The following is a 23,403-nucleotide window of genomic DNA, read 5'->3' as shown; positions in this document are numbered from 1 at the left end:
GGTGCGGCCGACGACGCCGCTCCGCCCGGTCTCCGGCATCAGCCCGCGAGCAGTTGCGGGGCCAGGAAGCCCACGGTGTCCAGGAGAGCGTGGGCGATCAGCAGCGGCATGAGTCGACCGCCGCGGCGGTAGAGCCACACGAACACGAGTCCCATGACCAGGTTCCCGAGCGTGGGTCCGAACCCCTGGTACAGGTGATAGCTGGCCCGCACCACCGCGGAGGCCACCGCCACGAGCCACCACGACCATCCGAGGGATCGCAAGCGCTCGCACAGGAACGCCACCACGATCATCTCTTCCACGATCGAGTGGCGCAGCGCGGAGAGCACGAGCAAAGAAACCGCCCACCAGGTCTGCTCCATGGTGGATGTGGTGATCTGCGCGGTGATCCCCAGGGACCGGCCCACCTGATAGAGCACCAGGGTGCCGCCGCCCATCACCGCGAACAGGCCCATTCCCCACAGCGTGTCCCACGCGGGTCTGCGCCCATCCACCCCGATCCTGCACAGCACGCCGGGGATCCCCCGCGCCACCCCGGCCATGAGGTACAGGGCCAGCAGCACGGGGACGAGCGCGAAGCCGATGCCCGTGAGCTGGCGCAACGCGTCGATCAGGGGGACGCTGCTCAGGGGCCGGTTGAGCGTCGTCGTGGTGTCGGCCAGCGAGGACCGCATGAGCACCTCGGCCAGATCCAGCACGGCGTAAACCGCGGACGCTCCGAGGGACACGCCGAGCACCAGGACGATCTGAAGCCACGTGTCGGTGCGCGACATAGCGCACTGCGAAGGGGTGGGAGTCTGCACGGGACCATTGTGGCCGCTCGCGAGCGGGACCACGTCTGCGCATCCCCACCCGCCCCTAGACTGTGGGCATGACTTCCGAGCAGCCGTCCTATCCCGTGGCCCCGAGCCGCCCGGTAGAACGCACGTTCCACCGGCACACCTTCGCCGATCCCTACGAGTGGCTCCGGGACAAGGACTCCCCCGAGGTGCGCTCGCACCTGGACGCCGAGAACGCCTACGCGGAGGCCACGACCGAGGATCTGGCGCCCCTGCGCGAGCGGATCTACGGGGAGATCAAGGACCGCACGCTCGAGACGGACCTGTCCGTGCCGTCGCGTCGCGGGGACTGGTGGTACTTCACGCGCACGGTCGAGGGCGGCGCCCACGAGATCTTCTGCCGCGTCCCGGTCACCGACCCCGCGCAGTGGACACCGCCCACCGTGGAACCGGGCACCGCACTGGACGGCGAACAGACCCTCCTGGACGCTAACGCCGCATCCCAGGAGCACGACTTCTACGCGCTGGGCGCCTTCAGCGTGTCGGAGGACGGCTCCAGGTTGGCCTGGTCCGAGGACACCGCAGGTGACGAACGGTTCACGATCCAGGTCAAGGATCTCGCCACGGGACAACTGCTCGCGGACCGGATCGAGCAGACCTCGTACGGCGCGTTCCTCACACCGGACGCCTCCCAGCTGATCTACATCGTCGTGGACGAGTCCTGGCGGCCGTGGCGCGTGTACCGGCACGTCATCGGCCGGGATGCCTCCTCCGACGAGCTGCTGTTCCAGGAGGACGACCCCGGTCTGTGGCTCGGGGCCGAGCTCTCCGCGGACAAGCAGTGGCTCATGCTGTCCTCGTCCTGCTCGGAGTACAGCGAGTACCGGATCCTGCCGTTGACCGAGCTGACCGGCTCCCCCACGGATGAGCCGGTCGCCGATGCGTCCGACGACGCCGCTGGGCCGGCTTCCCTGCCCTGGCGCGTCATGATCTCGCGCGAGGACCGGGTGCTCTACGAGGTGGAACCCCTCACGGTGGCCGGCCAGGACTACGTGCTCCTGACCCACGACGCGCACGCCCCCAACGGCCGGGTGAGCCTCATGCCGCTCGGGCACGCGGGCCGTGCCCTCGCGGACCTCGAGCTCACGGATGTCATCCCGGCGTCGGAGGACGTGCGGATCGAGTCCTGTGTTCCCACCGCCACCCACCTGGTCGTGGCCCTGCGCGCGGACACCACGCCCCGGGTCCGCCTGATCCCGCGCCGCGCGGTGGACGAGATCGTTGGGGGCCCACGCGAGGCCGTGCCCTCGACATCGGACACGGGCTCAGGACGCCTTGCGGAGTCGGACGACGCCGCGGCGCCCAGCGCGGCGGCCGGTGCGGCGTCGTCGTCGCTGCTGGACGGGGCCGAGGCCGCGTTCGACGAGGAGCTCTACACGAGTGGCGTGCTCTCCGCGGAGTACGAGAACCCCGTGGTGCGGGTGTCCTACACGTCCTTCGTGACTCCGCCGCGCGTCTACGACATCCCCACGGCCGAACCCGGCGAGTCCGGGACGAACGAGTACGGCGTGGGCGAGCCCGTCCTTCGGCGCGAGGCCACCGTACTGGGCGGGTACCACAGCCAGGACTACACCGTGGAACGGGACTGGGCCGTGACCGAGGACGGGACCCGGATCCCCGTGAGCATCGTGCGCCGCGCGGACCTGGACCCCACCCGCCCCGCACCCGTACTCCAGTACGCCTACGGGTCCTACGAGATCAGCACGGACCCCGGCTTCTCCGTGTCCCGGTTGTCGCTGCTGGACCGGGGCGTGATCTGGGCGGTCGCGCACGTGCGCGGCGGTGGCGAACTCGGCCGCGGGTGGTACGAGAACGGTAAGAAGGACACCAAGACCAACACGTTCACCGACTACGTGGCCGTCACCCGCCACCTCGCCACCCGCCCGGACGTGGACGCCCAGCGGATCGCCGTGATGGGTGGCTCGGCCGGCGGCCTGCTCGTGGGAGCCGTGCTCAACCTCGCGCCCGAGCTGTACTGTGCGGCGCTCGCGGCGGTCCCGTTCGTGGACCCGCTGACGTCCATGCTCATGCCCGAGCTGCCGCTCACCGCCCTCGAGTGGGAGGAGTGGGGCAACCCCGTGGACTCGGCCGAGGTCTACGAGTACATGCGTTCGTACTCCCCCTACGAGAACCTCCGGGACGCGGACTACCCGCCCGTCCTGGCGGTCACGAGCCTCAACGACACCCGCGTGCTGTACGTGGAACCGGCCAAGTGGGTCGCCGCCCTGCGCACTCGTGCCCGGCACCCGGAGACCGTGGTGCTGCGCTGTGAGATGGCGGGCGGCCACGGTGGCGCGTCCGGGCGCTATTCGCAGTGGAAGGACACGGCCTGGGAGTACGCGTGGCTCGCGCGCTACCTGGGGGTCGCGGACTGATCGGGTGAGCCGTCCGGGGCCAGAGCATCGCGAGTGGCGGGGCTGAGCCAGTCCCCCACCTCACCGCGCAGCACCAGTTCCGCGGCAGCCCTGGCGAGTGCCGAACTCGTCTGGAACCCGTACCCGCCCTGGCCCGCGAGCCAGAACATCCCCGGTGCCACCGGGTCCCAGCCGCACACGGGGACGTCGCTCGGACGCTCCGTGCGCAGTCCGGTCCACGCCTTGACCACGCCCGTGATCCGCAGGATGGTCTCCCGCTCGATCGTGGCGATCAGCCCGGCGACGGCGCCCTCGTGCGGTTGGGCGTCGCACGGTTCGCTGGGTTCGGCCTCCCCGAGCGAGATCATGGCGCCCGCGGCGTCGGGGCGGTAGTACCAGTCCTCGGCGGCATCGTCGACCATGGGGTGTTCCGGCGGCATGGGCTCGGCCAAGGTCACGAGGGCCGCCGTGCGTCGCAGAGGCCGTAATCCCTGGGGCGCCGCGCCGAACAGCGCTCCCACCTCGTCCGCCCACGCACCCGCGGCATTGACGACCGTGGCGGCACGCACGGTCTTCGGCGGGGCGGCGTCGAGGGTCAGCTCCCACAGGTCCCCGGCCCGCCTGGCATCGGTCACGCGGCTGTTCGTCCGGATCTCGACGCCGGCCGCCAGCGCTCGCTCGCGATGCCATGCCACGAGGGCGGTGGCATCCGTGCGCACGGCGGACTCGTCCACGGCGGCGGTCCGGAAGCGCTGCGGGTTTACCCGCAGTTCGGGGCACAGCTCGAACAGTTCGGCGCCCTCAAGGGTACGCAGCCCGGGAACAGTCATGGCGGCCACGTCCTCGGGCGAGCCGGCGACGACGAACGAGCTGGGCCACGCGAGCGGCGCCGCCAGATAGTTGCCAGCTTCGAGCAACCGGGCAATGCTCCAGCGGGTGAGCTCGAGCACCGGTTCCGGACCGTAGCTCGGGATCAGTTGCTGCGCGGACCGGGAGGACGTGTGTATGGCCGCGTCCCGTTCCGCCTCCAACACGAGGATTCCCTCACCAGTCCCCCGGTGTTCCGCCAGCTCCGAGGCCGCGGACAATCCGGCGATGCCTGCTCCGATGATCGCGATCTCAGTCGTCATGACCTCATTGTGGCACCCCACCGGTCGCATCCCGGAAGCCGGCGAGGAATCCTCCGGCTCGGCAATCGGGGCCCCGCAGGATGCCGTGGCGTGACAGCCCACACCGTGGGATCCGGGCCGGTTCCGGGTACGACAAAGCCCCGCCCCACACCGGGATCGGTGCGGGGCGGGGCTTCGAGGGGTCAGCGGCGGACCTCGGTCCTCCGCATCACCCGGTCATCGCAAGCGATGAGTGCCTGGATCAGGCGGGGATGTTCAGAACCTGGCCCGGGAAGATCAGGTTGGCGTCCGCCACGGTGCCGGAGTTGGCGGCGAACAGGGCCTGCCAGCCACCGTTGACACCCAGCTTGTTGGCGATGGTGCCCAGGGTGTCCCCGGCCTGCACGGTGTAGGTGCCGGCGGCGGGAGCGGCCTGCTGCACGGGAGCCGCGGGAGCGGAGTAGGTCACGGCCGGAGCCTGGGCCACGGGGGCAGCCTGCTGCACCGGAGCAGCCTGCTGCACCGGTGCCGCCTGCTTCACGGGCGCGGCCTGCTGGACTGGAGCGGGAGCAGCCTGCTGCACCGGGGCAGCCTGCTCAACCGGAGCAGCCTTCTGGACGGAGGAAGACTGCGGGGCCACGGAAGCGGTAACCGGAGCGGTGTAAGAACCGCCGGAAATCATGCCGGAGCACTCCCACTGGCTCGGGCCGGAACGCTCCATCAGCGCAGCCGCAGCAGCGTCCTGCACGTGGGCGGGAGCATCGGCGGCGTTGGCGTAGCCAGCGGTGATGGCGCCCATGCTCTGCCAGGTGGAGGTCAGGAACTGGTAGGCACCCGAGGCACCGGAGGAAGCGTTGTGCGCCTGGTAGTTTCCACCGGACTCGCACTGCTTGATCGCGTCAAGGCTGGGAGCGGCGTTGGCGGGAACGGCGAACGCGCCCACGGCCACGCCGCCCATCAGGACAGCAGCGGCACCACGGCGAATAGCGGTTGAAGTCTTCATTATGCTCCGTAAGGCCACCTACGCTCGTTCCCATCCCTGGGTGTCTTCGCGCCGTCGTCCACCCTTGACAGTTGGTGTTAGGGGTAGAAACTACGGAATGCTGCCATACAGACGACGTACGGTGTTGCGGCAACATCCAGCACAAGCCGAGCCACGGATCGAGCGGGCCCGGAAGCGAACTTCCGCTCACGAAAGTCCGCTGAGGAAGTTGATAATAACGATAACGTAACGTTCCTGGCATTGCCAAGCAGAAAGTTACTTTTTCGTTATCCCGTTTCTGGGGACACCCCCAGTCGCGGACACGTATCACGGCCACCACGGCCGATCAACTCCGGCCACGCTAGGCCACCCGCGACGAACGGGTCAACCCGACCCGGGTTCCCGGCTTGCATAACGGTGTGATTGCCAACCGATAACGGTGTGATTACCATTACTCAGCGCGGGGCCCAGGCCGCGATCACACTGGTCACGCGGGCCTTTTCGTATGCGTTCGCGATCGCACTGCCCGCTGAGTGTTCTTGCTCACTCAGCGCCGGTGTAACGGGCAGATCGGGGCGCTGCACCACCGCCCCGGCCTCGTGGGCGATCAATGCGCCGGCCGCCCAGTCGTGCTCGTGCAGTCCACGTTCGGAGTAACCGTCCAGGATGCCGTCGGCCACCATGCAGAGATCCAGGGAGGCCGCTCCCAGGCGCCGCATGTCCGAGAAGTTCTCCATGGTGTCCAGGAACGAGCCGAATTGCTCACGCCGCACGGCGGGGTCGTACGAGAAACCCGTGCCGTAGAGCGCGCCCCGGCGGCCGGGGACCGGACCCGTGAGCCTCGTGTCCCGTTCGTCCCGCCGGACCCACGCACCCAGGCCTGCGACGCCGTAATAGATCCGCCCGAGAGCGGGGGCGTTCACGACCCCTACGAGCCAGTTCCCGTGCTCGTCGCACGCGGCCACGGAGGTGGCGTAGTACACGATGTCCCGGATGAAGTTGGTGGTCCCGTCCAGCGGGTCCACCGACCACCGCACGGGGCTGCGGTGCTCGGGCACGTACGTTCCCGATTCCTCCCCCGTGATGGCGTCCCGGGGCCGTTCCCGGCGCAGGACGGCACTCACAGCCTCCTCCGCGGCGACGTCGAAAGACGTCACCCAGTCGCCGTCCGAGGACTTGGTCTGTGCCTGGAACTTGGCGCTGTCACGACCGCTCAGGACGTCGGCCCCGGCCTGTGCGGCGCGCAGCGCGACCTCCAGCAGCTCCTGCAGTTCGTCCGACCCCGGACCCAGCCCTTCCAGTGCATCCGCCATCTCGCGTCTCACTTCCCCGCGTTGTCCTGGGATGCAGCGGCATCCGGGGCGTCAGCCGCGGCGCCCTGGCCATCCGACTCGGCCACGTCCGGGGCCGAGGCCTCCGGGTCACCGTCCTGGGCGTCCTCGGCCGAGGGCGCTCCCGGTGCGGCAGCGGCGTCGTCGAACGCCGACGGGCCCTGCGCGAGCAAGCGCTCGAAACCCGCCTCGTCCAGCACGGGAACCCCGAGCGACTCCGCCTTGTCGAGCTTGGAACCCGCGTTCTCGCCAGCCACCAGGAACGCCGTCTTCCTGGACACCGACCCGGACGCCTTGCCGCCGCGTTTCAGGATGGCCTCCTTCGCGGAGTCCCGGCTGTAGGCCTCGAGCGATCCCGTGACCACCACGGTGACTCCCTCAAGTGTGCGGGGGGTGGACTCGTCCACCTCTTCCTCCATGCGCACACCCGCGGCGGCCCAGCGGTCCACGACCTCACACCGCCACGGCTCCTCGAAGAACTCGATGACGGCCTGCGCGATGATGGGGCCCACCCCGTCCGTGCCCGCGAGCGTGTCCAGGTCCGCCGAGCGGATCGCGTCCATGCTGCGCAGGGACGTGGCCAGCGAGCGCGCGGCCGTGGGACCCACGTGGCGGATGGACAGCGCCACGAGGACCCGCCACAGGTCGGTGTCCTTGGCCTGTTCCATCTGCTGGAACATGATCTCCGTGGTCTTGGAGGGCACGCTCGGCTTGTTCTTGGTGGGCTTGGTCCAGAAGTACGGGACCAGTTCGGGGGTGACCCGCTGGGCCTTCTCCCCCCTCTCCTTGTCCGTGACGGTGCGCCGGGAGTCCCGCCACACCTTCACCTCCTTGAGGTCCTCCGGCGTGAGATCGAACAACCCGGCCTCGTTGCGCAGCGGGGGCACGGAGAACTCGGTGCCGTCCGGTGCGTCCTGGGGAACGGGTTGGGTCAGGGCCTTGGCCGCTTCCTCCCCCAAGGCCTCGATGTCGAAGGCCCCGCGACCCGCCGCGTGGTTGACGCGTTCCTTGAGCTGGGACGGGCACGTCTCCGCATTGGGGCAGCGGATGTCCACGTCCCCCTCCTTGGCGGGACGCAGGGGCGTGCCGCACGACGGGCACTCGGTGGGCATCACGAATTCCCGCTCCGTGCCGTCCCGCAGTGCGACGACGGGCCCCACGATCTCCGGGATGACGTCACCGGCCTTGCGCAGCACCACGGTGTCCCCGATGAGCACGCCCTTGGCCTTGACCACGTCCTGGTTGTGCAGGGTGGCCATCTCCACGGTGGAACCCGCCACGCGCACCGGGTCCATGAGCCCGAAGGGCGTGACGCGACCGGTACGACCCACGTTGACCAGGATGTCCACGAGTTTCGTGTTGACCTCCTCCGGCGGGTACTTGTACGCCACGGCCCACCGGGGGACGCGGGAGGTGTATCCGAGCCGGAACTGCGTGCGGCGGTCGTCCACCTTGATCACGATGCCGTCGATCTCGTGCAGCAGGCTGTGCCGCTTCTCGCCGTACTCCGCGATGAACTCGAGCACCTCGTCCACCGATTCCAGCACCCGGGAGTAGGGGCTCACGGGCAGTCCCCAGTCCCGCAGGATGTCGTACGCCTGGGACTGCGTCTCCAGCTCGAAACCGCGGGAGAACCCGATGCCGTGCACGAACATGGACAGCGGCCGCCGCGCGGTGATCTGCGGGTCCTTCTGACGCAGCGAACCCGCCGCGGCGTTACGGGGGTTCGCGAACGGCGCACGGCCTTCTTCCACGATGGCCTCGTTGAGGGCGCGGAAATCCTTGGAGGAGATGAACACCTCGCCGCGGATCTCGACCTCTTCGGGGAAGTCCTCACCGGTCAGTCGCTGCGGGATGGTCTTGATGGTGGCCACGTTGTGGGTGATGTCCTCACCCGTGGTGCCGTCCCCGCGCGTGGCGGCCCGGACAAGCACACCGTTGCGGTACAGCAGGTTCACGGCCAGGCCGTCGATCTTGACCTCGCTCAGCCACGCCACGGTGGGCGCACCCGGCAACTGCTCGACCTGCTGCTGGGCGCGGGTCAACCACGCGACGAGCTCGTCCGTGGAGAAGACGTCCTCGAGCGAGTACATCTTCTCGAGGTGCTTCACGGGGCTGAACGCCGCGGAAACGTCACCGCCCACCTCCTGCGTGGGGGAATCGTTCGCCTTGAGTTCGGGATGCAGGGCCTCGAACTCCTCGAGGGAGCGGTACAACCGGTCGTACTCGGCGTCCGATATGACGGGTTGGTCGTGGACGTAGTACGCCGTGCGTGCTTCGCGGACGCGGTCCGCGAGATCGGCGTACTCCTCCCGCAGTGCCTCGCTGGGCTCGTCCGGATTGAGGCTCTGGCCCGTGGCGTCCGTGGCCCGCCGCGCGTTGTCTGTGCTCACGCCCCCATTGTGTCCCACCCCACCGACAGACACGAACACCCCCGGAACCTCGGTCCCGGGGGTGTTCGTCAGGCGGATCAGCGAGCGGTCACAGGGCCGTGACCGTGACCTCCGCGTGTGGGCGTTGCCGCTTGGGGTCCCACACGAGGACGCGGGAACCGCGCCAGTGGGCGCCCCGACCGTCGTCGTCCACCGAGACAGCCACCGTAGTCGGCAGCTGCACCGGGACGGCGAAGTCCACGGACCACGCGAAGGGGACCTCCACGGGCACGCCGGTCAGCGCCAGCGCGCGCGAGGCCGTGTACATCCCGTGCGCAATCGCCCCCTTCATCCCGAGCGCCTTGGCGGACGGGTCGGAGAGGTGGATGGGGTTGTAGTCGCCGCTGACCGCCGCGTAGTCCCGCCCGGTCCCGGCGCCCAGGACCCACTGCGCGGTCTGCTGCGGCGGATCGAACGGTGCGCGCTCGTGGGAGGACTCCTCGGGAACGCGCGCGCCCTCGTCCGCGATCGCGGTGTGCACGCCCTTGGCCAGGTACGTGGAGCGCCCGGCCCAGACCACGGACCCGCCCTCGCGGGACAGTGTCACGACGGCGTCCACCGTGGTCCCGGACCGGTGGGTGCCCAAATTCTCGGTCCACGCCGTGGCGGTGAGCCGCTCCCCCACGGCCACGTCCGTGACGTGGCGGATGGTGTTGCTCAGGTGCACCATGCCCAGCACGGGCAGGGGGAAGTCCTTGCGCGTGAGCATCGACATGGCCACGGGGAACGCGAGCGCGTGCAGCGCACCCGAGAACACCGTGGTGTGCTGCGACCCCGGGGCCACGGGATGCGTGCTTGCGTGCACCACGCGGCAGAACTTCTCGTGCCACTCGGGTTCCGCGCTAACGTCCTCCACGACGTGGGCCACGCGCGGCACCTGCAGGGCAGCCCCCACGCGTTCCTTGCGGGACTTACGCAGCGCGCCGGGCAGCACGCGCCCCACGGGCGAGTCGCGCAGAGCCGGGAGCACCTTGTGCGTGGCCGCAGCGGCGGCGTCGGAAGCCGCCGACGACGCCGCGCGCGCCCCCGCGGACGCGTACAGCGCGGGCAGCTTCACCGAACCCGCCGGCTGGACGAGTTCGTAGTCGGAGGGAACGGTGGGCAGGACCGGGTCGGGAGTGCTCATACGATCATGCTCCCACGAGGCTCTGGCCGCACACGCGCAACGTCTGACCGTTGATCCCACCGGCGGCGTCCGAGAGCAGGAACGTGATGGCCTGTGCTACGTCCTCCGGCGTACCGCCCTGCTGCAGGGAGTTCAATCGGCGGGAGATCTGGCGGCGGGCCGCCGGGATCTTGGCCGTCATGTCCGACTCGATGAACCCGGGGGCCACGGCGTTGATGGTCCCGCCCTTCTCCGCGATCAGCGGTGCCGTGGCGGCCACCGCACCGATCACCCCGGCCTTGGAGGCGGCGTAGTTGGTCTGACCGCGGTTGCCCGCCACGCCGCTCGTGGACGCGAGGCACACGATGCGCGGCGCCGGGCCCAGCTGATCGGAGGCGAGCAGGGTCTCGGTGATCCGCAACTGCGATTCGATGTTGACCGCGATCACGGAATCCCACTTGGCCTGGTCCATGTTGGCGAGCATCTTGTCCCGCGTGATGCCCGCGTTGTGCACCACGAGGTCCAGCCGGCCGTACCGGGACACCGCGAGGTCCAGGATCTTCTGTCCGGCCTGCGGGTCCGTGACGTCCAGCTGCAACGCGGGCACGCGCAGTTCGTTGGCGAGCTTGCTCAGCGCGTCACCGGCGGCGGGCACGTCCACGGGGATGACCGTGGCACCCGAGGCCGCGAGCGTACGCGTGACCTGCGCGCCGATCCCGCGTGCGGCACCCGTGACCACTGCGACCTTGCCCGCGACGGGGTGCACCCAGTCCACGTCCGCGTCCCCGCGGTCGTCACCCACAGTCAGGAACTGCCCGTCCACGTACGCGCTGCGGCCCGAGAGGAAGAAGCGCAGGGCGCCCGTGACACCGGGAGCGTCCGCAGCGACGCCGTCCGCGAGCAGGATGCCGTTGGCGGTCACGCCGCCGCGCATCTCCTGGGCGATCGAGCGCAGCATGCCCACGACACCCTGGCGCGCCGCGGCCTGCGACGGGGTCAACTGCCGCGCGCCGGGCAGCGTGCCCGACGCCGCTCCGGTCCCGATCCCGGGCGCCGGTCGCGACAGCGTGATGACCCGCCCGCCCGGGCGCAGCTTGCGCACGGCCGAGGCCAGCTCGAGGGCGGCGTCCGCGAGATCGGCGGGGCTGTCGACCTCCGTGTAGTCGATCACCACCGCACCCACCCGGTCCACGTCCTGAGCGTGCCGGCGCACGTCCAGGTCCCAGCCGAGCAGGGCCGACGACGCGGCGTCGCCCGCCGCACCCCGGCCGAGCACCAGCACGGAGCCGCTCGGGAAGTCCCCGTCCGCGGTGAACCGGCGCAGCGTGACCGGGCGCGGGAGGCCCAGTTTGCCGGCGAGCTGCTTGCCCAGCCCCGAATTGACCATGTCCAGATATGTGTCCGTCACTTGTGTCCTCTCCCAGAAATCGTGGTGTCTCGCCGTGGCCGTGAACTCGCTTAGACCGAGCGCAGCAGCATGGCCACACCCTGACCACCGGCGGCGCACACCGAGATCAGCGCAGTCTGCGGCTTCCCCGTCTCCTTGGCACGTGCGGCCAGTTCCTTGGCGGTGGAGGCAACGATGCGACCACCCGTGGCGGCGAAGGGGTGCCCAGTGGCGAGTGAGGACCCGTTGACGTTGAGCTTGGCGCGGTCCACCGAACCCAGGGGCGCGTCCAGGCCCAGGCGGTCCTTGCAGAACTCCGGGGACTCCCATGCGGCGAGGATCGACAGCACGGTGGAGGCGAACGCCTCGTGGATCTCCACGAGGTCCAGCTCCTGCAGCGTGAGGCCGTGGCGGGCCAGCAGACGCGGCACGGCGTAGGCCGGGGCCATGAGCAGGCCCTCGTTGCCGGTCACGAAGTCCACCGCGGCGGCCTCGCTGTCCACGACCTCGGCGAGCGGGGTCAGGTGGTGCTCACCGGCCCACTCCTCGGACGAGATGAGCACCGTGGAGGCACCGTCCGTGAGCGGCGTGGAGTTGCCGGCCGTCATGGTGGCCTCACCGGAGAGCTTCTTGCCGAACACGGGGTTCAGCCCGCCCAGCTTCTCCACGGTGGAGTCCGGGCGCATGTTGTTGTCCTTGGTCAGACCCTTGAACGGGGTCACGAGGTCGTCGAAGAAGCCCCGCTCGTACGCGGCGGCCAGGTGCTGGTGGGAGGCCGCGGCCAGCTCGTCCTGGGCCTCGCGTGTGATGCCCCACTTCTGGGTGGTCAGCGCCTGGTGCTCACCCATGCTCAGGCCCGTGCGCGGCTCACCGGACGAGGGCACCGACGGCGCGAGGTCGCCCGGGCGCAGGTCCTTGAACGCCTTGAGCTTCTGAGCGGTGGTCTTGGCGCGCTGCAGCTTGAGCAGCGCGCGGCGCAGCCCCTCGCTCACGGCGATGGGAGCGTCCGAGGACGAGTCCACACCACCGGCGATCCCGGCCCGGATCTGGCCCAGCCGGATCTTGTTGGCGATCGAGCTCACGGTCTCCATGCCCGTGGCGCACGCCATCTGGACGTCGTAGGCCGGGGTCGCGGGGTCCAGCGCGGAGCCCAGCACGGACTCGCGCGTGAGGTTGAAGTCCCGGGAGTGCTTGATCACGGCACCAGCCGCCACGGCGCCCAGGCGTTCGCCCGCGATCCCGGTCCGGGCCACGAGCCCGTCGATCGCGGCGGTCAGCATGTCCTGGTTGGACGCGTTCGCGTACGGCCCGCCCGCGCGGGAGAAGGGGATGCGGTTGCCCGCCACGACGACGGCGCGGGCTCCCGTCGCTCCGCCCTGCGGCGCGGAGGAGGCGGCCGGGGCCGCAACTCGCTTGGCGGGTTCGGAACCGGTTCCGGTGGCCGGGGTGGACGGTGCCGTGTTCTGCGTGTTCTCGCTCATGCGTAGTTCCTTTCGGGGAATTTATGCGATCTGGATCACTCGGGATCCAGAATAGCTGATACTCTCGGTATCGTGAAACAGGTCACGCACCCCGTGGACGGCAGGAGCTCGCGTTGGCAGCGGCACCGCGCCGTGCGGCGGATCGAACTGATCACGGCCGCGCGCGACGCCGTGGCCGCGAACGGTGCTGCGCTGTCCATGGAGGAGATCGCCACGGCGTGCGGGACCTCCAAGTCCGTCTTCTACCGCTACTTCAAGGACAAGGCCGGTGTGCAGGCCGCGGTGGGTGAGTACTTCGTGACCCGGATGCGTCGACGCATGGTGGCCGCGGCCAGCGAAGCGGACACGTTCGCCGCCATGATCCACGCCCTCGTCTCCGAGTACCTCAAGTCCGTGGCGGCCTCCGGTGAGGTCTACCGCTTCGTGGTGACCGCACCCACGGAACGGGGTTCCACGATCGAACGCTTCGTGGATTCCGTAAGGGACCTGCTCATGGAGCAGCACATGCGCCACCACGGCAGCCGGGCCACGCCCGAGGGGGTCCTGAAGTGCTGGGCCGCTTCCACCGTGGGCATGGTCCGCGGCGCGGGTGAGGCCTGGCTCGAACTCGGCGGCGATACCGCGAAACCGGATCGCCACACCATGAGCCGGATCATCACCACGTGGGCCGTGGAGGGCCTGCGCCCCGTGACCGGCAGTGAATCCGCACCACCAACTTCCCCCATCAGGACGACGGGTAAACCACCCGTCCCAGAGAACCGTCAGGAGTCATGATGTCCATTACCTCGGTCAGCGGAACAGTTCCCAATACCGACCGCATCGAAGACCTGCCCGAGGACGGTGCCACCACCCCGTCCGGGATCGACACCGCCGAGCTCGGCGCCATCCTGCTGGGCCGCTGGCCCGAAGCACGCAAGGCGGCACGCGAGCGAGCGAAGGATCCCCGCTTCCAGTCCCAGTACGACCAGTCCTTCGCGGACCAGCGCAACGTCACGTTCGAGCAGCTCAAGCTGCTCGCGGATGCCGGGCCCCAGTACCTGGGCATGCCCGAGAGCGTGGGCGGGGCCATGAGCCCCGGCGCCAACCTCTCCGCGTTCGAGGAGCTCGTGCTCGCGGACCCGTCCCTGCAGATCAAGTCCGGTGTGCAGTGGGGCCTGTTCGGCTCCGCCGTGCTGAACCTGGGCACCGAGGAGCACCACAAGAAGTGGCTGCCCTCCATCCTGGACCTCAGCATGCCCGGTGCGTTCGCCATGACGGAGATCGGCCACGGTTCTGACGTTGCCTCGATCGGCACCACCGCCACGTACATCCCGGAGACGGACGAGTTCGAGATCCACACGCCGTTCAAGGCCGCGTGGAAGGACTACCTCGGCAACGCCGCGGTGCACGGCCGCGCGGCCACCGTGTTCGCGCAGCTCATCGTCAACGGTACCAACCACGGTGTGCACTGCCTCTACGTGCCCCTGCGGGACGAGAACGGCGAGTTCCTGCCGGGCGTGGGCGGCGAGGACGACGGCCGCAAGGGTGGGCTCAACGGCATCGACAACGGCCGACTGCACTTCGACCACGTGCGCGTGCCCCGCACCAACCTGCTCAACAAGTACGGGGACGTGGACGAGAACGGCGTCTACTCCTCCCCCATCCCGTCCCCGGGCCGGCGCTTCTTCACCATGATCGGCACGCTGGTGCAGGGCCGCGTGTCCCTCGACGGCGCCGCGACGATCGCGAACCAGGCCGCGCTGAGCATCGCGGTGCGCTACGCCGAGCAGCGTCGGCAGTTCACCACGGACTCGGACATCCAGGAGCAGACGCTGCTGGATTACCAGCGCCACCAGCGCCGGCTGATCCCGCGGATCGCCGAGACCTACGCGATGACCTTCGCGCACCAACAGCTGCTCGACAAGTTCCACGAGGTGTTCTCCGGCGAGGATGAGTCCGACGGCAACCGCCAGGAGCTCGAGACCCTGGCCGCGGCGTTCAAGCCGATGTCCACGTGGAGCGCCCTGGACACGCTGCAGGAGTGCCGCGAGGCGTGCGGTGGCGCGGGCTTCTTGGCCAAGAACCGGTTCGTGGAACTGCGCGCGGACCTGGACGTCTACGTCACGTTCGAGGGCGACAACACCGTGTTGCTGCAGCTCGTGGCCAAGCGCCTGCTCAACGATTACTCGGCGGAGTTCAAGAACGCGGACGTGGGCGTGATGGCCCGCTACGTGGCGGACCGCGCCACCGAGGCCGGCTTCAACCGCTCCGGGTTGCGCAAGCTGACCCAGGCGTTCTCGGACACCGGGGACTCCCGCAAGTCCGTCAACGCCCTGCGCGATCCCGCGGCCCAGCGCGCGCTGCTCACCGACCGGGTGCAGACCATGATCGGCGACATCGCGGACGAGCTGCGGGCCGTGTCCCGCAAGTCCCGCACCGAGCAGGCAAAGGCGTTCAACGACAACCAGAACCGGCTGCTCGAGGCTGCCCGCTCCCACGCCCAGCTGCTGCAGTGGGAGGCGTTCACCGCTGGTCTCGAGAAGATCGAGGACCCGGACACCAAGCGCGTGCTCACGTGGCTGCGGGACCTCTTCGGCCTGCACCTGATCGAGCAGGACCTCGCGTGGTACCTCTCCTACGGTCGGCTCTCGATGCGCCGCGGCCGCGCTCTGGAGTCCTACATCAACCGCCTCATTGAGCGCCTGCGCCCCTACTCCCTGGAGCTGGTGGACGCGTTCGGGCTCTCGCCCGAGCTGCTGCGCGCTGAGATCGGTGGCACGGTGGAGGCCGAGCGCCAGGAGGAGGCCGCGGACTACTACCGCCGGTTGCGCGCGAGCGGCAAGGCCCCCGTCAAGGAGCCCAAGCCCGCCAAGGACCCGGGCGCCCAGACGCGCGGCCACCACGCCTGACCCGGCCGGCTCGCGCGGGGGTTCCGCGTCCGCGTGAGCCGCGCCCCGACCGTTTCATCGCGAACGAAACGCTCGGGTTGAGGCGCGCACGCAAGCGTGCCCAGGCACCGGCCGAGCGGTGCCCGGGACGTGAACTCAGCGGATCCTGGGGATGGACGTGGTGTTGGCGCGGGGGTCGTCCGCGCGCAGCACGTCCGCGACCACGAGCGTGACATTGTCTCGGCCACCAGTGCGCAGCGCGGCCTGGACCAGGACGTCTGCGGCCTCCTTGGGGTGCGGGACCGAGTGCAGGACGCGGGCGATGTGCGCGGGCGAGAGTTCCCCCGTGAGACCGTCGGAGCACATGAGCAACCGCTGCCCCGGCACCGCGGGCACCACGATCACGTCCGGTTCCCAGATCTGGCCCGTGCCAAGGGCGCGCGTGATGACGTTGCGCCGCGGGTGCACGAGCGCCTGGGCCGGGGTGAGCTGGCCGATCGAGACGAGGTACTGCACCTCGGAGTGGTCCACGGTCAGCTGGGTCACTCCCACGGGTCCGGTCTCGGTCGTGGGCGGCTCCCCCACGGGCGGGCCCACGAGCTGGTAGGTGCGCGAATCCCCCACGTTGAAGACGAGCCACAGCCAGCTACCGGCGATCTCCACGAGCCACGCACCCGTGACCGTGGTCCCGGCGCGCGTGCCGCACTGGGCCTGGATGGCCTGGTCCGATTCCCACAGCACCGAGCGCACCCGGTGCACGGCCTCCAGCGCCTCGTTGGGCACGTCCGGGTCGAGCTTGAGCTGGCGGTCGATCGTCGCGCGGAACCGGGCGACGTCCGATCCGGGTGCCGGCTCCACGATCACGTAGTCGCGGAAGTCGTCGAGCGAGAACAGGTCCGAGCCACCCAGCGTGGACACGCACAGCGCGCTGGCCACCTCACCGGCCTCGTGACCGCCCATCCCGTCCGCGACGGCACACATGGTGTCCGTGACGATCAGTGCGTCCTCGTTCGTCTCACGACGCAGTCCCCGATCGGTGACACCGCCCGATCGGATGGTCAGGGGAACGGTCATTCGACCTCGTCTTCCAGAAAGGGCCCGTGGCCCTGGGTGATCGACACGGGGCGCACGTCCCCGAAGCCGCGCACGTTGCGGGTGGGTTGCGGGGTCAGCACGAACCGGTCGTCGCCGCCGAGCACACGGGCGGTGGAGGCGTCCACCATGACACCCCCGGGTTCCGTGAGGGCCACGAGCCGGGACGCGAGGTTCACGGTGGGCCCGTAGAGATCACCGAGTCGCGGTAGCACGCGCCCCCACACGAACGCGACGCGGGCCTGCGGCAACAGGGGATCGTTCTTGATCACGCGGGCGAGGGCGAGCGAGATCTGCGCCCCGCCCTCGGGGGTCTCGGACAGGAACATCACTTCGTCGCCGATGGTCTTGATCACGCGGCCACCGCCGATCGAGATCACCTCCGCGCACCGCTTCTCGAAGCGCTGCACGAGGTTGGCCAGGGTGCGCTCGTTCATCTGCCGGGACAGGGACGTATAGGAGACGAGGTCCGCGAACCCCACGCCGCGCGCGAGCGGCAGGGACGAGGAGCCCACGTCCGGGTCCGCCATCCCGAGGCTCACCGTGGACCCGTCCGCGCGTTCACCGCGCATGGCCAGTCGTTGCACGGCTGCGGAGAGCTGACGGCGCCACGCGTAGTCGAGCAGATTCTCGAGCGGTTCGAGAACCTCCGGGAGCATGCGCAGCAGTTCGCGCCGTGCCTGGGCGTCCGTCATGTCCCGGTGGGCCACCATGTCCTCGACGAGCGCCTCGATCTGCCACACGACCATGCGGTCGGTCAGTTGCGCCACGGAGCGGGCCAGGGACAGCGCGGCCTCCTCGCTGAGCTTCTCCTCCTGCACGAGGTTGGAGACCACCCGCAGGGCCCGGACGTCCTCGCCCGTGAAGTAGACGTCGTCGTCGCTGAGGTTCGGGAAGCCCAGGGCACGCCAGATCTTCCGGGCGGACGCCGTGGACAGCCCCGCTTCGCGCGCGGCCTCCCGGCGCCGCAGGTGACGCTGCGAACCCAACAACAGGGAGTCGAGGTGGCGCGCCGCCGCCTTGGACTCCTCCGACCCGTACAGGTTGGACTGCACGGGATTGTGCACGTTCAGGTTGAGCTGTTCGGTCTGCGGCCCGGTGACGTATCCGTCCGTGTGCTCCGAGGGGTCGTCAGCCACGCGGTCCTCCTTGCTGGGCGATATGGGTTCCGGGATACCCCGGTCCGGCCGTGTTGCCTCCACCACTGTAGTTGCCCGCGTCCGCCGCGGACTCGCGGACCAACGCGGCGAAGCGGGCCGGTTGCGGGCAGCTGGCGAGTTTGAGCCCGCCCAGGCCCCCGAAATCCGCGAGCACGGTGCCGCGGTCCAGGCCCTCCCGGGCCTCGCCGGGCCGGGTGGCCCCGCGCGTGACGCGCACCGAGCGCAGTTCGTTCAGGGGCAGGAACACAGCGCCGTCCCGTGCCGGGGGCCCCACGAGGGCAAGCCGCGCGGTGGTCAGCACGAAGCGCGTGCGCAGCCAGCGCCACGCGGGCGAGAGCACGAACCGCCACGCGAGCAGCAATGCCGCGATGAGCAGCAGCCACCCCACGAACGCGTGCAGCGTGGTCCATGGGGTGGCTGTGGGCCGCCACGTGAGGTCCAGGACGCGGCGCAGGGCCGAATAACCGAACACGATCGCCCACGCGGCGAGCGCCGGGGCCACGAGTTTCAAGGGGTGGGCGCGGGTGGCCACGACCGTGTCCTCACCCGGTGCCAGGTCCAGGGCGCGGCGCGAGCGTGTCATCGGGGCCTCTCGTTCTCGTGTCCCGCGTCCTCCGGGGTGCGGGGACCGGGTCGCACGTGGACGACGTCGCCCGCGCCGTACTCGTGCTCGCGGCCATCGTCGTCGCGCACGCGCAGCTGACCGGACGCTCCCAGCCCCACGGCGGTGGCGGGCAATGGTGCGTTGCGCCCGGGCAGGTGCACGAGCACGCGGCGTCCCAGGGTGTCGAGAGCGGATTCAAGCTCCCGTCGCAGTTCCCCACCCGGCCCGAGTTGCGCGGCGGGGTCCACGCTCGCGCGGTCGAGGGCGCGGGAGAAGTGGGCGAGCACCCCGGTGAGCACCGCGCTGCGCGTGGGGACAGCGGCGTCGTTCCCGGTCTCGAGGCGCAGGGACGTGGCGCCGGGGACCGGGAGGTGGCACTGCTGGACGTTGATGCCCGCGCCGAGCACCACGGTGGGTCCTTGGTGTGCGGCACCGGGGGGCGAGGGTACGAGGGACGCGAGGATGCCGCAGACCTTGCGCTCGCGGATCAGGACGTCATTGGGCCACTTCACCGCCGCGGGGACGCCGGTCAGCTCGCGCACGGTGGCCGTGACACTGTGCGCGAGCATCAGCGTGAGCCACGGCAGGAGGTTCTGCGGCCACGCGCGGCCCGAGCGGTCCCGCGGCGTGAGGGCCACCGAGAACGTCACGGCGGTGCCCGCGGGGGTGAACCAGCTGCGGTCCAGGCGCCCCTTGCCGCGGCTCTGGAATCCCGCGACGACCGCTCGCAGCGGTGCCCCGGCGGCATCGTGCGCCGCGTCCCGCGAGAGCTGTTCGACGAGCCACTCGTTGGTGGACGGGACGCTGTCCAGGATCGTGAGGCGGCACCCGTGGCCGCGCAGCGCCCCGTCCAGCTCCGCGGCGCGGTAATCCGCGGCGGGCCGGTCCTCGGTGGCTTCCATGGGTACTCCTCACATGACTGTGCCGACGACGCATGTCGACGACGGGGCGGTACGGCAAGTTTATGTCTAGCGTCGTGAGCCGGGCATATGCTGGGACCAGCCAGCGCCACCACGAGAGGACCCGGTATGAGCGTCTACGCCTTGAACTACGTCTACGGCGGCCCGCAGGACATCCTGACCGAGCACCGCCCCGCCCACCGCGCGTTCCTGCGCGAACTGCACGAGCGCGGCGTCGTGATCGTCTCGGGGCCCTTGGAAGGTGACGCCGCATTGATCGTCCTGCGTGCGGACAGCGCCGAGGAGATCGAACGGATCATCGCCGAGGACCCCCTGGTGGTCCACGGTGTGGTCACGGAGCACACGATCCGGGAATGGACCGTGACGATCGGCTCGGTGGGGTCCGACACCTCCGCCTGAGGGACCCGGGACGCTCGCGCCCGTCGAAAGAGCACCGGCCTGCGTTGTGGGACTTCTACAAAGGCGCGTGTGGGCCCTGCAATTACACTGGGGGGCGTTCCCAGGGCTCGCGGTACGCCCAACCAGTACCGATCACGATGACGCGAGGTGTTATGAGCCACGACCTGTCCACCACAGCAGGCAAGATCGCCGACTTCCGGCAGCGCCGCGAGGAGGCCGCGGTACCGTCCGGACAGGCGGCCGTGGACAAGCAGCACGCGCGCGGGAAGAACACCGCCCGGGAACGCATTGAGATGTTGCTGGACCCCGACTCGTTCGTGGAGTTCGACGCCCTGGCCGTGCACCACAGCACCATGTTCGGCATGGAGAAGAAGAAGCCGCTGGGTGACGGCGTGGTGAGCGGTTTCGGCACCGTGGACGGGCGCCTCGTGGCCGTCTACTCCCAGGATTTCGGCGTGTTCGGGGGCTCCCTGTCCCAGGTCAACGGCGAGAAGATCGTCAAGGTCCAGAAGTTCGCACTGCGCAACGGGTGCCCGGTGATCGGGATCAACGACGGCGGCGGCGCCCGCATCCAGGAGGGCGTGGCCTCCCTGGCGATGTTCGCGGACATCTTCCGCATGAACGTGCGCTCCTCCGGGGTGGTCCCGCAGATCTCGCTCATCATGGGCCCGTGCGCCGGTGGCGCCGCCTACTCCCCCGCACTGACCGACTTCGTGGTCATGGTGGACAAGACCTCCCACATGTTCATCACGGGCCCAGACGTCATCAAGACCGTCACGGGTGAGACCGTGGACATGGAGACCCTGGGCGGGGCCCGCTCCCACAACGAGCGCACGGGCACCGCCGCCTACCTGGCCTCGGACGAGCAGGACGCCTTCGACTTCGTCCACGAGCTGCTCGAGTACCTGCCCGGCAATAACCTGCAGGACAGCCCGGTGCTCGACCACGACCAGGTCGAAGAGGTCACGGACGAGGACCTTGCCCTGGACACCTTGATCCCGGACTCCGCGAACCAGCCGTACGACATGCGCACCGTGATCGAGACGGTCGTGGACGACGGGCACTTCATGCAGATCCAGGAACTCTACGCCCCCAACGTGATGGTGGGCTACGCCCGCGTTGAGGGTCACACCGTGGGGATCGTGGCAAACCAGCCCATGCAATTCGCCGGGACCCTGGACATCGCGGCCTCCGAGAAGGCCGCGCGGTTCGTGCGTCATTGCGACGCGTTTAACATCCCGATCCTCACGTTCGTGGACGTCCCCGGGTTCCTGCCCGGCACGGACCAGGAGTTCAACGGGATCATCCGCCGCGGGGCCAAGCTGCTCTACGCGTACGCGGAGGCCACGGTCCCCCTGGTCACGCTTATCACCCGCAAGGCCTACGGCGGCGCGTACATCGTGATGGGGTCCAAGAAGCTGGGCGCGGACATCAACCTCGCGTGGCCCACCGCCCAGATCGGTGTCATGGGCTCCCAGGGTGCGGTGGAGATCCTCTACCGCCGGGACCTCAAGGCCGCCCAGGAAACCGGTGAGGACCAGCAGCTGCGCGCCGAACTCGCTCAGAAGTTCGAGGAGGACCTGCTCAACCCCTACCAGGCCGCCGAACTTGGGTATGTGGACGCGGTGATCTGCCCGTCCGAGACCCGCGAGCAGATTATCCGGGCCCTGCGCGGGCTCGCGGACAAGCGCGCGTCCACCCCCGCCAAGAAGCATGGGAACATTCCGCTGTGAGCACGGCCGAGAACAACTCACCGGCCTCGCGGGCGGCCGGTGACGTGTCCCGTCCCGCCCATGATCCGGGGACCGCGGCGGTCGCTTCGCTGCCCGAGACCACGAGTCGCCAGGACCCCCTGTTCACGGTCACCCACGGCAACCCGACCCCGGAGGAGCTGGCCGCGCTCACCGTGGTGTTCTCCGCGCAGGCCGCGGCGCAGGACGCCCAGCCCTCCCGCGCACCCAAGCCTCCGCGGTCTCAGACCCGGCGACTGCGCCTGGGCCTGCGGTTGCGACCGGGGCGCGGTGCGTGGCGGCGCACCCTGCCCGATCGCTGAGCCCAGTCCGCCGCCCCCTTGTCGGCTTGTCAGCGCATATGAGGAGGATGCATCGAAATGGATAATGTTTCCGTGGCTGTCATCTCCTCGTCCTCCCTGGGTTCACTCGCCCTCGTGCTGCTGATCAGCGGGGTGGCCAAGCTCGTCTCCCCCTCCACCGGCCCGTCCCTGCTGACGTCCCTGCCCACGCCCCTCACGGCGCGTTGGCTACAGGGTGTCCTGCCGTGGCTCGAACTGGTCCTTGCAATCGCGCTCCTGCTGGCCTCCGGGGTGGTGCTGTGGGCCGCGGCCTCCGCCGCCACGGTGCTGTTTTCGGTGTTCACGGCCGCGGTGTTCCGCGGCACCCGGCAGTCGGATCCCGCCTCGTGCGGGTGCTTCGGCTCTCTGTTCCGTGCCCCGGTGTCCAGGCGGACCGTGGTGCGCAACCTCGCCTTCACGATCGTGGCCGTCCTGGCCCTGCTGCTCGTCACCGTGGGCGGTTACGACGGGCCGGTCCTGGACGTCCCGTGGTGGGTCGTCATGGCGGTCGCAATCCCCGTGGGACTCATGCTCGTGAGCCTGTGGAGCGAACGCCCGGGTCCGTCCCGCGCCGGTGACCCGCACGCGCTCGCCGGGATCCCGCCGCTGCCGGGTTCCTCGCACGACGACGCCGCTGTGCCCGCCTACGCGCTCACGGCGGGTACTCCGGTCCCCGCGCAGGCGGGCCCACCGGCGGGTGCGGTCCCCGGCGCCGTCGCGCCTCGACCCGCGGGAGACTCCGCAGCCCCTCGACCGGCCGGCATTTCCAAAGCCCCCGAAGAACACGACGTCTACGTGCGTTTGCCCATTCCCTACGCGGGGCTCACGGACGCCGCCGGTAACCCGGTGACCCTGCGTGGCCTGGCCGCCACCGCGGCGCGCGCCCTGGTCCACGTGAGTCCTTCGTGCGGGGCATGCACCCCCGCGATCGACCGTGCGGCGGGGATGCCCGACCACCTGGGGCCGGTCGCGGTGCACGCCGTGGTGGCCCGCGAGGAGGACCGGGATCTGCTCCCTCCGAGCCTGCGTGCAGCGTGTTTGGTGGACCGCGAGCACGAGGTGAGCGCCATGTTCGAGCATCCCGGTACCCCGTGGGTCGTGGTGCTCGGTGCCGATGGGCTGCTCGCCGGCGGCCCGGTCGCGGGTACGGACGCAGTGCTCGAGCTGCTCGCGGAACTCGAGGAACGATTCGCGGGCTGAACTCGCGGCCCCGGTGCTTCGCGGCGGCCACACCGGTGAGTACACCGGCGCGCTCCCCGGTGCCGAGGGA

At 69.9% G+C, this 23,403-nt stretch carries 19 protein-coding genes; 7 read left to right on the top strand and 12 right to left on the bottom strand.

Going from position 1 to position 23,403, the window contains the following annotated elements:
* Positions 1-38: 38 nt before the first annotated feature.
* Positions 39-803 carry a CPBP family intramembrane glutamic endopeptidase gene (locus A5728_RS10190; RefSeq protein ID WP_311253930.1) on the bottom strand — a complete coding sequence of 255 codons (765 nt, stop codon included), beginning with the start codon at positions 801-803 and terminating at the stop codon, positions 39-41.
* Between the two features lie 68 nt (positions 804-871).
* Here A5728_RS10190 and A5728_RS10185 point away from each other — a divergent pair, with 68 nt between their 5' ends.
* Positions 872-3,214: a S9 family peptidase gene (locus A5728_RS10185; RefSeq protein WP_064846918.1), complete on the top strand. Its 2,343-nt coding sequence runs from the start codon at positions 872-874 to the stop codon at positions 3,212-3,214.
* Here A5728_RS10185 and A5728_RS10180 read toward each other — a convergent pair.
* From A5728_RS10180 to A5728_RS10150, 7 genes are all read right to left on the bottom strand, one after another.
* On the bottom strand, positions 3,193-4,323 hold the full coding sequence (locus tag A5728_RS10180) for an FAD-binding oxidoreductase (protein ID WP_064846917.1): 1,131 nt from the start codon (positions 4,321-4,323) through the stop codon (positions 3,193-3,195). The two genes, A5728_RS10185 and A5728_RS10180, sit on opposite strands and share 22 nt — an antisense overlap.
* A 241-nt stretch (positions 4,324-4,564) precedes the next feature.
* Positions 4,565-5,305, bottom strand: coding sequence for a transglycosylase family protein (locus A5728_RS10175; protein ID WP_064846916.1), 741 nt, complete (start codon positions 5,303-5,305; stop codon positions 4,565-4,567).
* A gap of 434 nt (positions 5,306-5,739) precedes the next feature.
* Positions 5,740-6,597 (bottom strand): inositol monophosphatase family protein, encoded by an 858-nt coding sequence (locus tag A5728_RS10170; RefSeq protein ID WP_064846915.1) that lies wholly within the window; start codon positions 6,595-6,597, stop codon positions 5,740-5,742.
* An 8-nt stretch (positions 6,598-6,605) separates the two neighbouring features.
* Positions 6,606-9,008 carry an NAD-dependent DNA ligase LigA gene (gene ligA, locus A5728_RS10165; protein WP_064846934.1) on the bottom strand — a complete coding sequence of 801 codons (2,403 nt, stop codon included), beginning with the start codon at positions 9,006-9,008 and terminating at the stop codon, positions 6,606-6,608.
* A gap of 88 nt (positions 9,009-9,096) precedes the next feature.
* Positions 9,097-10,173, bottom strand: coding sequence for a MaoC/PaaZ C-terminal domain-containing protein (locus tag A5728_RS10160; RefSeq protein WP_064846914.1), 1,077 nt, complete (start codon positions 10,171-10,173; stop codon positions 9,097-9,099).
* Between the two features lie 4 nt (positions 10,174-10,177).
* Positions 10,178-11,560 (bottom strand): 3-oxoacyl-ACP reductase, encoded by a 1,383-nt coding sequence (locus tag A5728_RS10155; protein ID WP_064846913.1) that lies wholly within the window; start codon positions 11,558-11,560, stop codon positions 10,178-10,180.
* Positions 11,561-11,610: 50 nt separating this feature from the next.
* Positions 11,611-13,020: an acetyl-CoA C-acetyltransferase gene (locus tag A5728_RS10150; protein WP_064846912.1), complete on the bottom strand. Its 1,410-nt coding sequence runs from the start codon at positions 13,018-13,020 to the stop codon at positions 11,611-11,613.
* A gap of 72 nt (positions 13,021-13,092) precedes the next feature.
* Between A5728_RS10150 and A5728_RS10145 the strand changes: the two genes are divergently transcribed.
* Both A5728_RS10145 and A5728_RS10140 read left to right on the top strand, forming a co-directional pair.
* A complete protein-coding gene (locus A5728_RS10145; protein WP_231885613.1) occupies positions 13,093-13,794 on the top strand; it encodes a TetR/AcrR family transcriptional regulator in 702 nt (233 codons plus the stop codon).
* Positions 13,794-15,908 (top strand): acyl-CoA dehydrogenase, encoded by a 2,115-nt coding sequence (locus A5728_RS10140; RefSeq protein WP_064846910.1) that lies wholly within the window; start codon positions 13,794-13,796, stop codon positions 15,906-15,908. Before A5728_RS10145 ends, A5728_RS10140 begins: the two co-directional genes overlap by 1 nt.
* A gap of 135 nt (positions 15,909-16,043) precedes the next feature.
* Here A5728_RS10140 and A5728_RS10135 read toward each other — a convergent pair whose 3' ends face one another.
* Genes A5728_RS10135 through A5728_RS10120 form a run of 4 tightly spaced genes read right to left on the bottom strand, consistent with a single transcriptional unit; the run spans position 16,044 to position 19,645 of the window.
* Positions 16,044-16,961 (bottom strand): PP2C family serine/threonine-protein phosphatase, encoded by a 918-nt coding sequence (locus A5728_RS10135; RefSeq protein ID WP_064846909.1) that lies wholly within the window; start codon positions 16,959-16,961, stop codon positions 16,044-16,046.
* The gene (locus A5728_RS10130) at positions 16,958-18,118 is read right to left on the bottom strand and encodes an adenylate/guanylate cyclase domain-containing protein (protein WP_064846908.1); all 1,161 of its coding nucleotides are present in this window, start codon (positions 18,116-18,118) and stop codon (positions 16,958-16,960) included. The genes A5728_RS10135 and A5728_RS10130 overlap by 4 nt, the downstream gene beginning before the upstream one ends.
* On the bottom strand, positions 18,111-18,722 hold the full coding sequence (locus tag A5728_RS10125) for a hypothetical protein (protein ID WP_064846907.1): 612 nt from the start codon (positions 18,720-18,722) through the stop codon (positions 18,111-18,113). Before A5728_RS10125 ends, A5728_RS10130 begins: the two co-directional genes overlap by 8 nt.
* On the bottom strand, positions 18,719-19,645 hold the full coding sequence (locus A5728_RS10120) for a biotin--[acetyl-CoA-carboxylase] ligase (protein ID WP_064846906.1): 927 nt from the start codon (positions 19,643-19,645) through the stop codon (positions 18,719-18,721). The genes A5728_RS10125 and A5728_RS10120 overlap by 4 nt, the downstream gene beginning before the upstream one ends.
* A gap of 126 nt (positions 19,646-19,771) precedes the next feature.
* Between A5728_RS10120 and A5728_RS10115 the strand changes: the two genes are divergently transcribed.
* The 4 genes from A5728_RS10115 to A5728_RS10100 all read left to right on the top strand — a co-directional run bounded on the left by A5728_RS10115 (position 19,772) and on the right by A5728_RS10100 (position 23,333).
* On the top strand, positions 19,772-20,062 hold the full coding sequence (locus tag A5728_RS10115) for a YciI family protein (RefSeq protein ID WP_064846905.1): 291 nt from the start codon (positions 19,772-19,774) through the stop codon (positions 20,060-20,062).
* A gap of 152 nt (positions 20,063-20,214) precedes the next feature.
* Positions 20,215-21,795 (top strand): acyl-CoA carboxylase subunit beta, encoded by a 1,581-nt coding sequence (locus A5728_RS10110; RefSeq protein WP_064846904.1) that lies wholly within the window; start codon positions 20,215-20,217, stop codon positions 21,793-21,795.
* Complete coding sequence (locus tag A5728_RS10105; RefSeq protein ID WP_222119012.1) at positions 21,792-22,115, top strand: acyl-CoA carboxylase subunit epsilon; 324 nt, start codon at positions 21,792-21,794, stop codon at positions 22,113-22,115. The genes A5728_RS10110 and A5728_RS10105 overlap by 4 nt, the downstream gene beginning before the upstream one ends.
* Before the next feature lie 72 nt (positions 22,116-22,187).
* Positions 22,188-23,333 carry a MauE/DoxX family redox-associated membrane protein gene (locus A5728_RS10100; protein WP_064846932.1) on the top strand — a complete coding sequence of 382 codons (1,146 nt, stop codon included), beginning with the start codon at positions 22,188-22,190 and terminating at the stop codon, positions 23,331-23,333.
* Positions 23,334-23,403: the final 70 nt, after the last annotated feature.

Origin of the sequence: Kocuria sp. ICS0012, assembly GCF_001665945.1 — a bacterium.
GTDB lineage: Bacteria > Actinomycetota > Actinomycetes > Actinomycetales > Micrococcaceae > Kocuria > Kocuria marina.
This window is presented reverse-complemented; position numbering and strand designations above follow the sequence as displayed.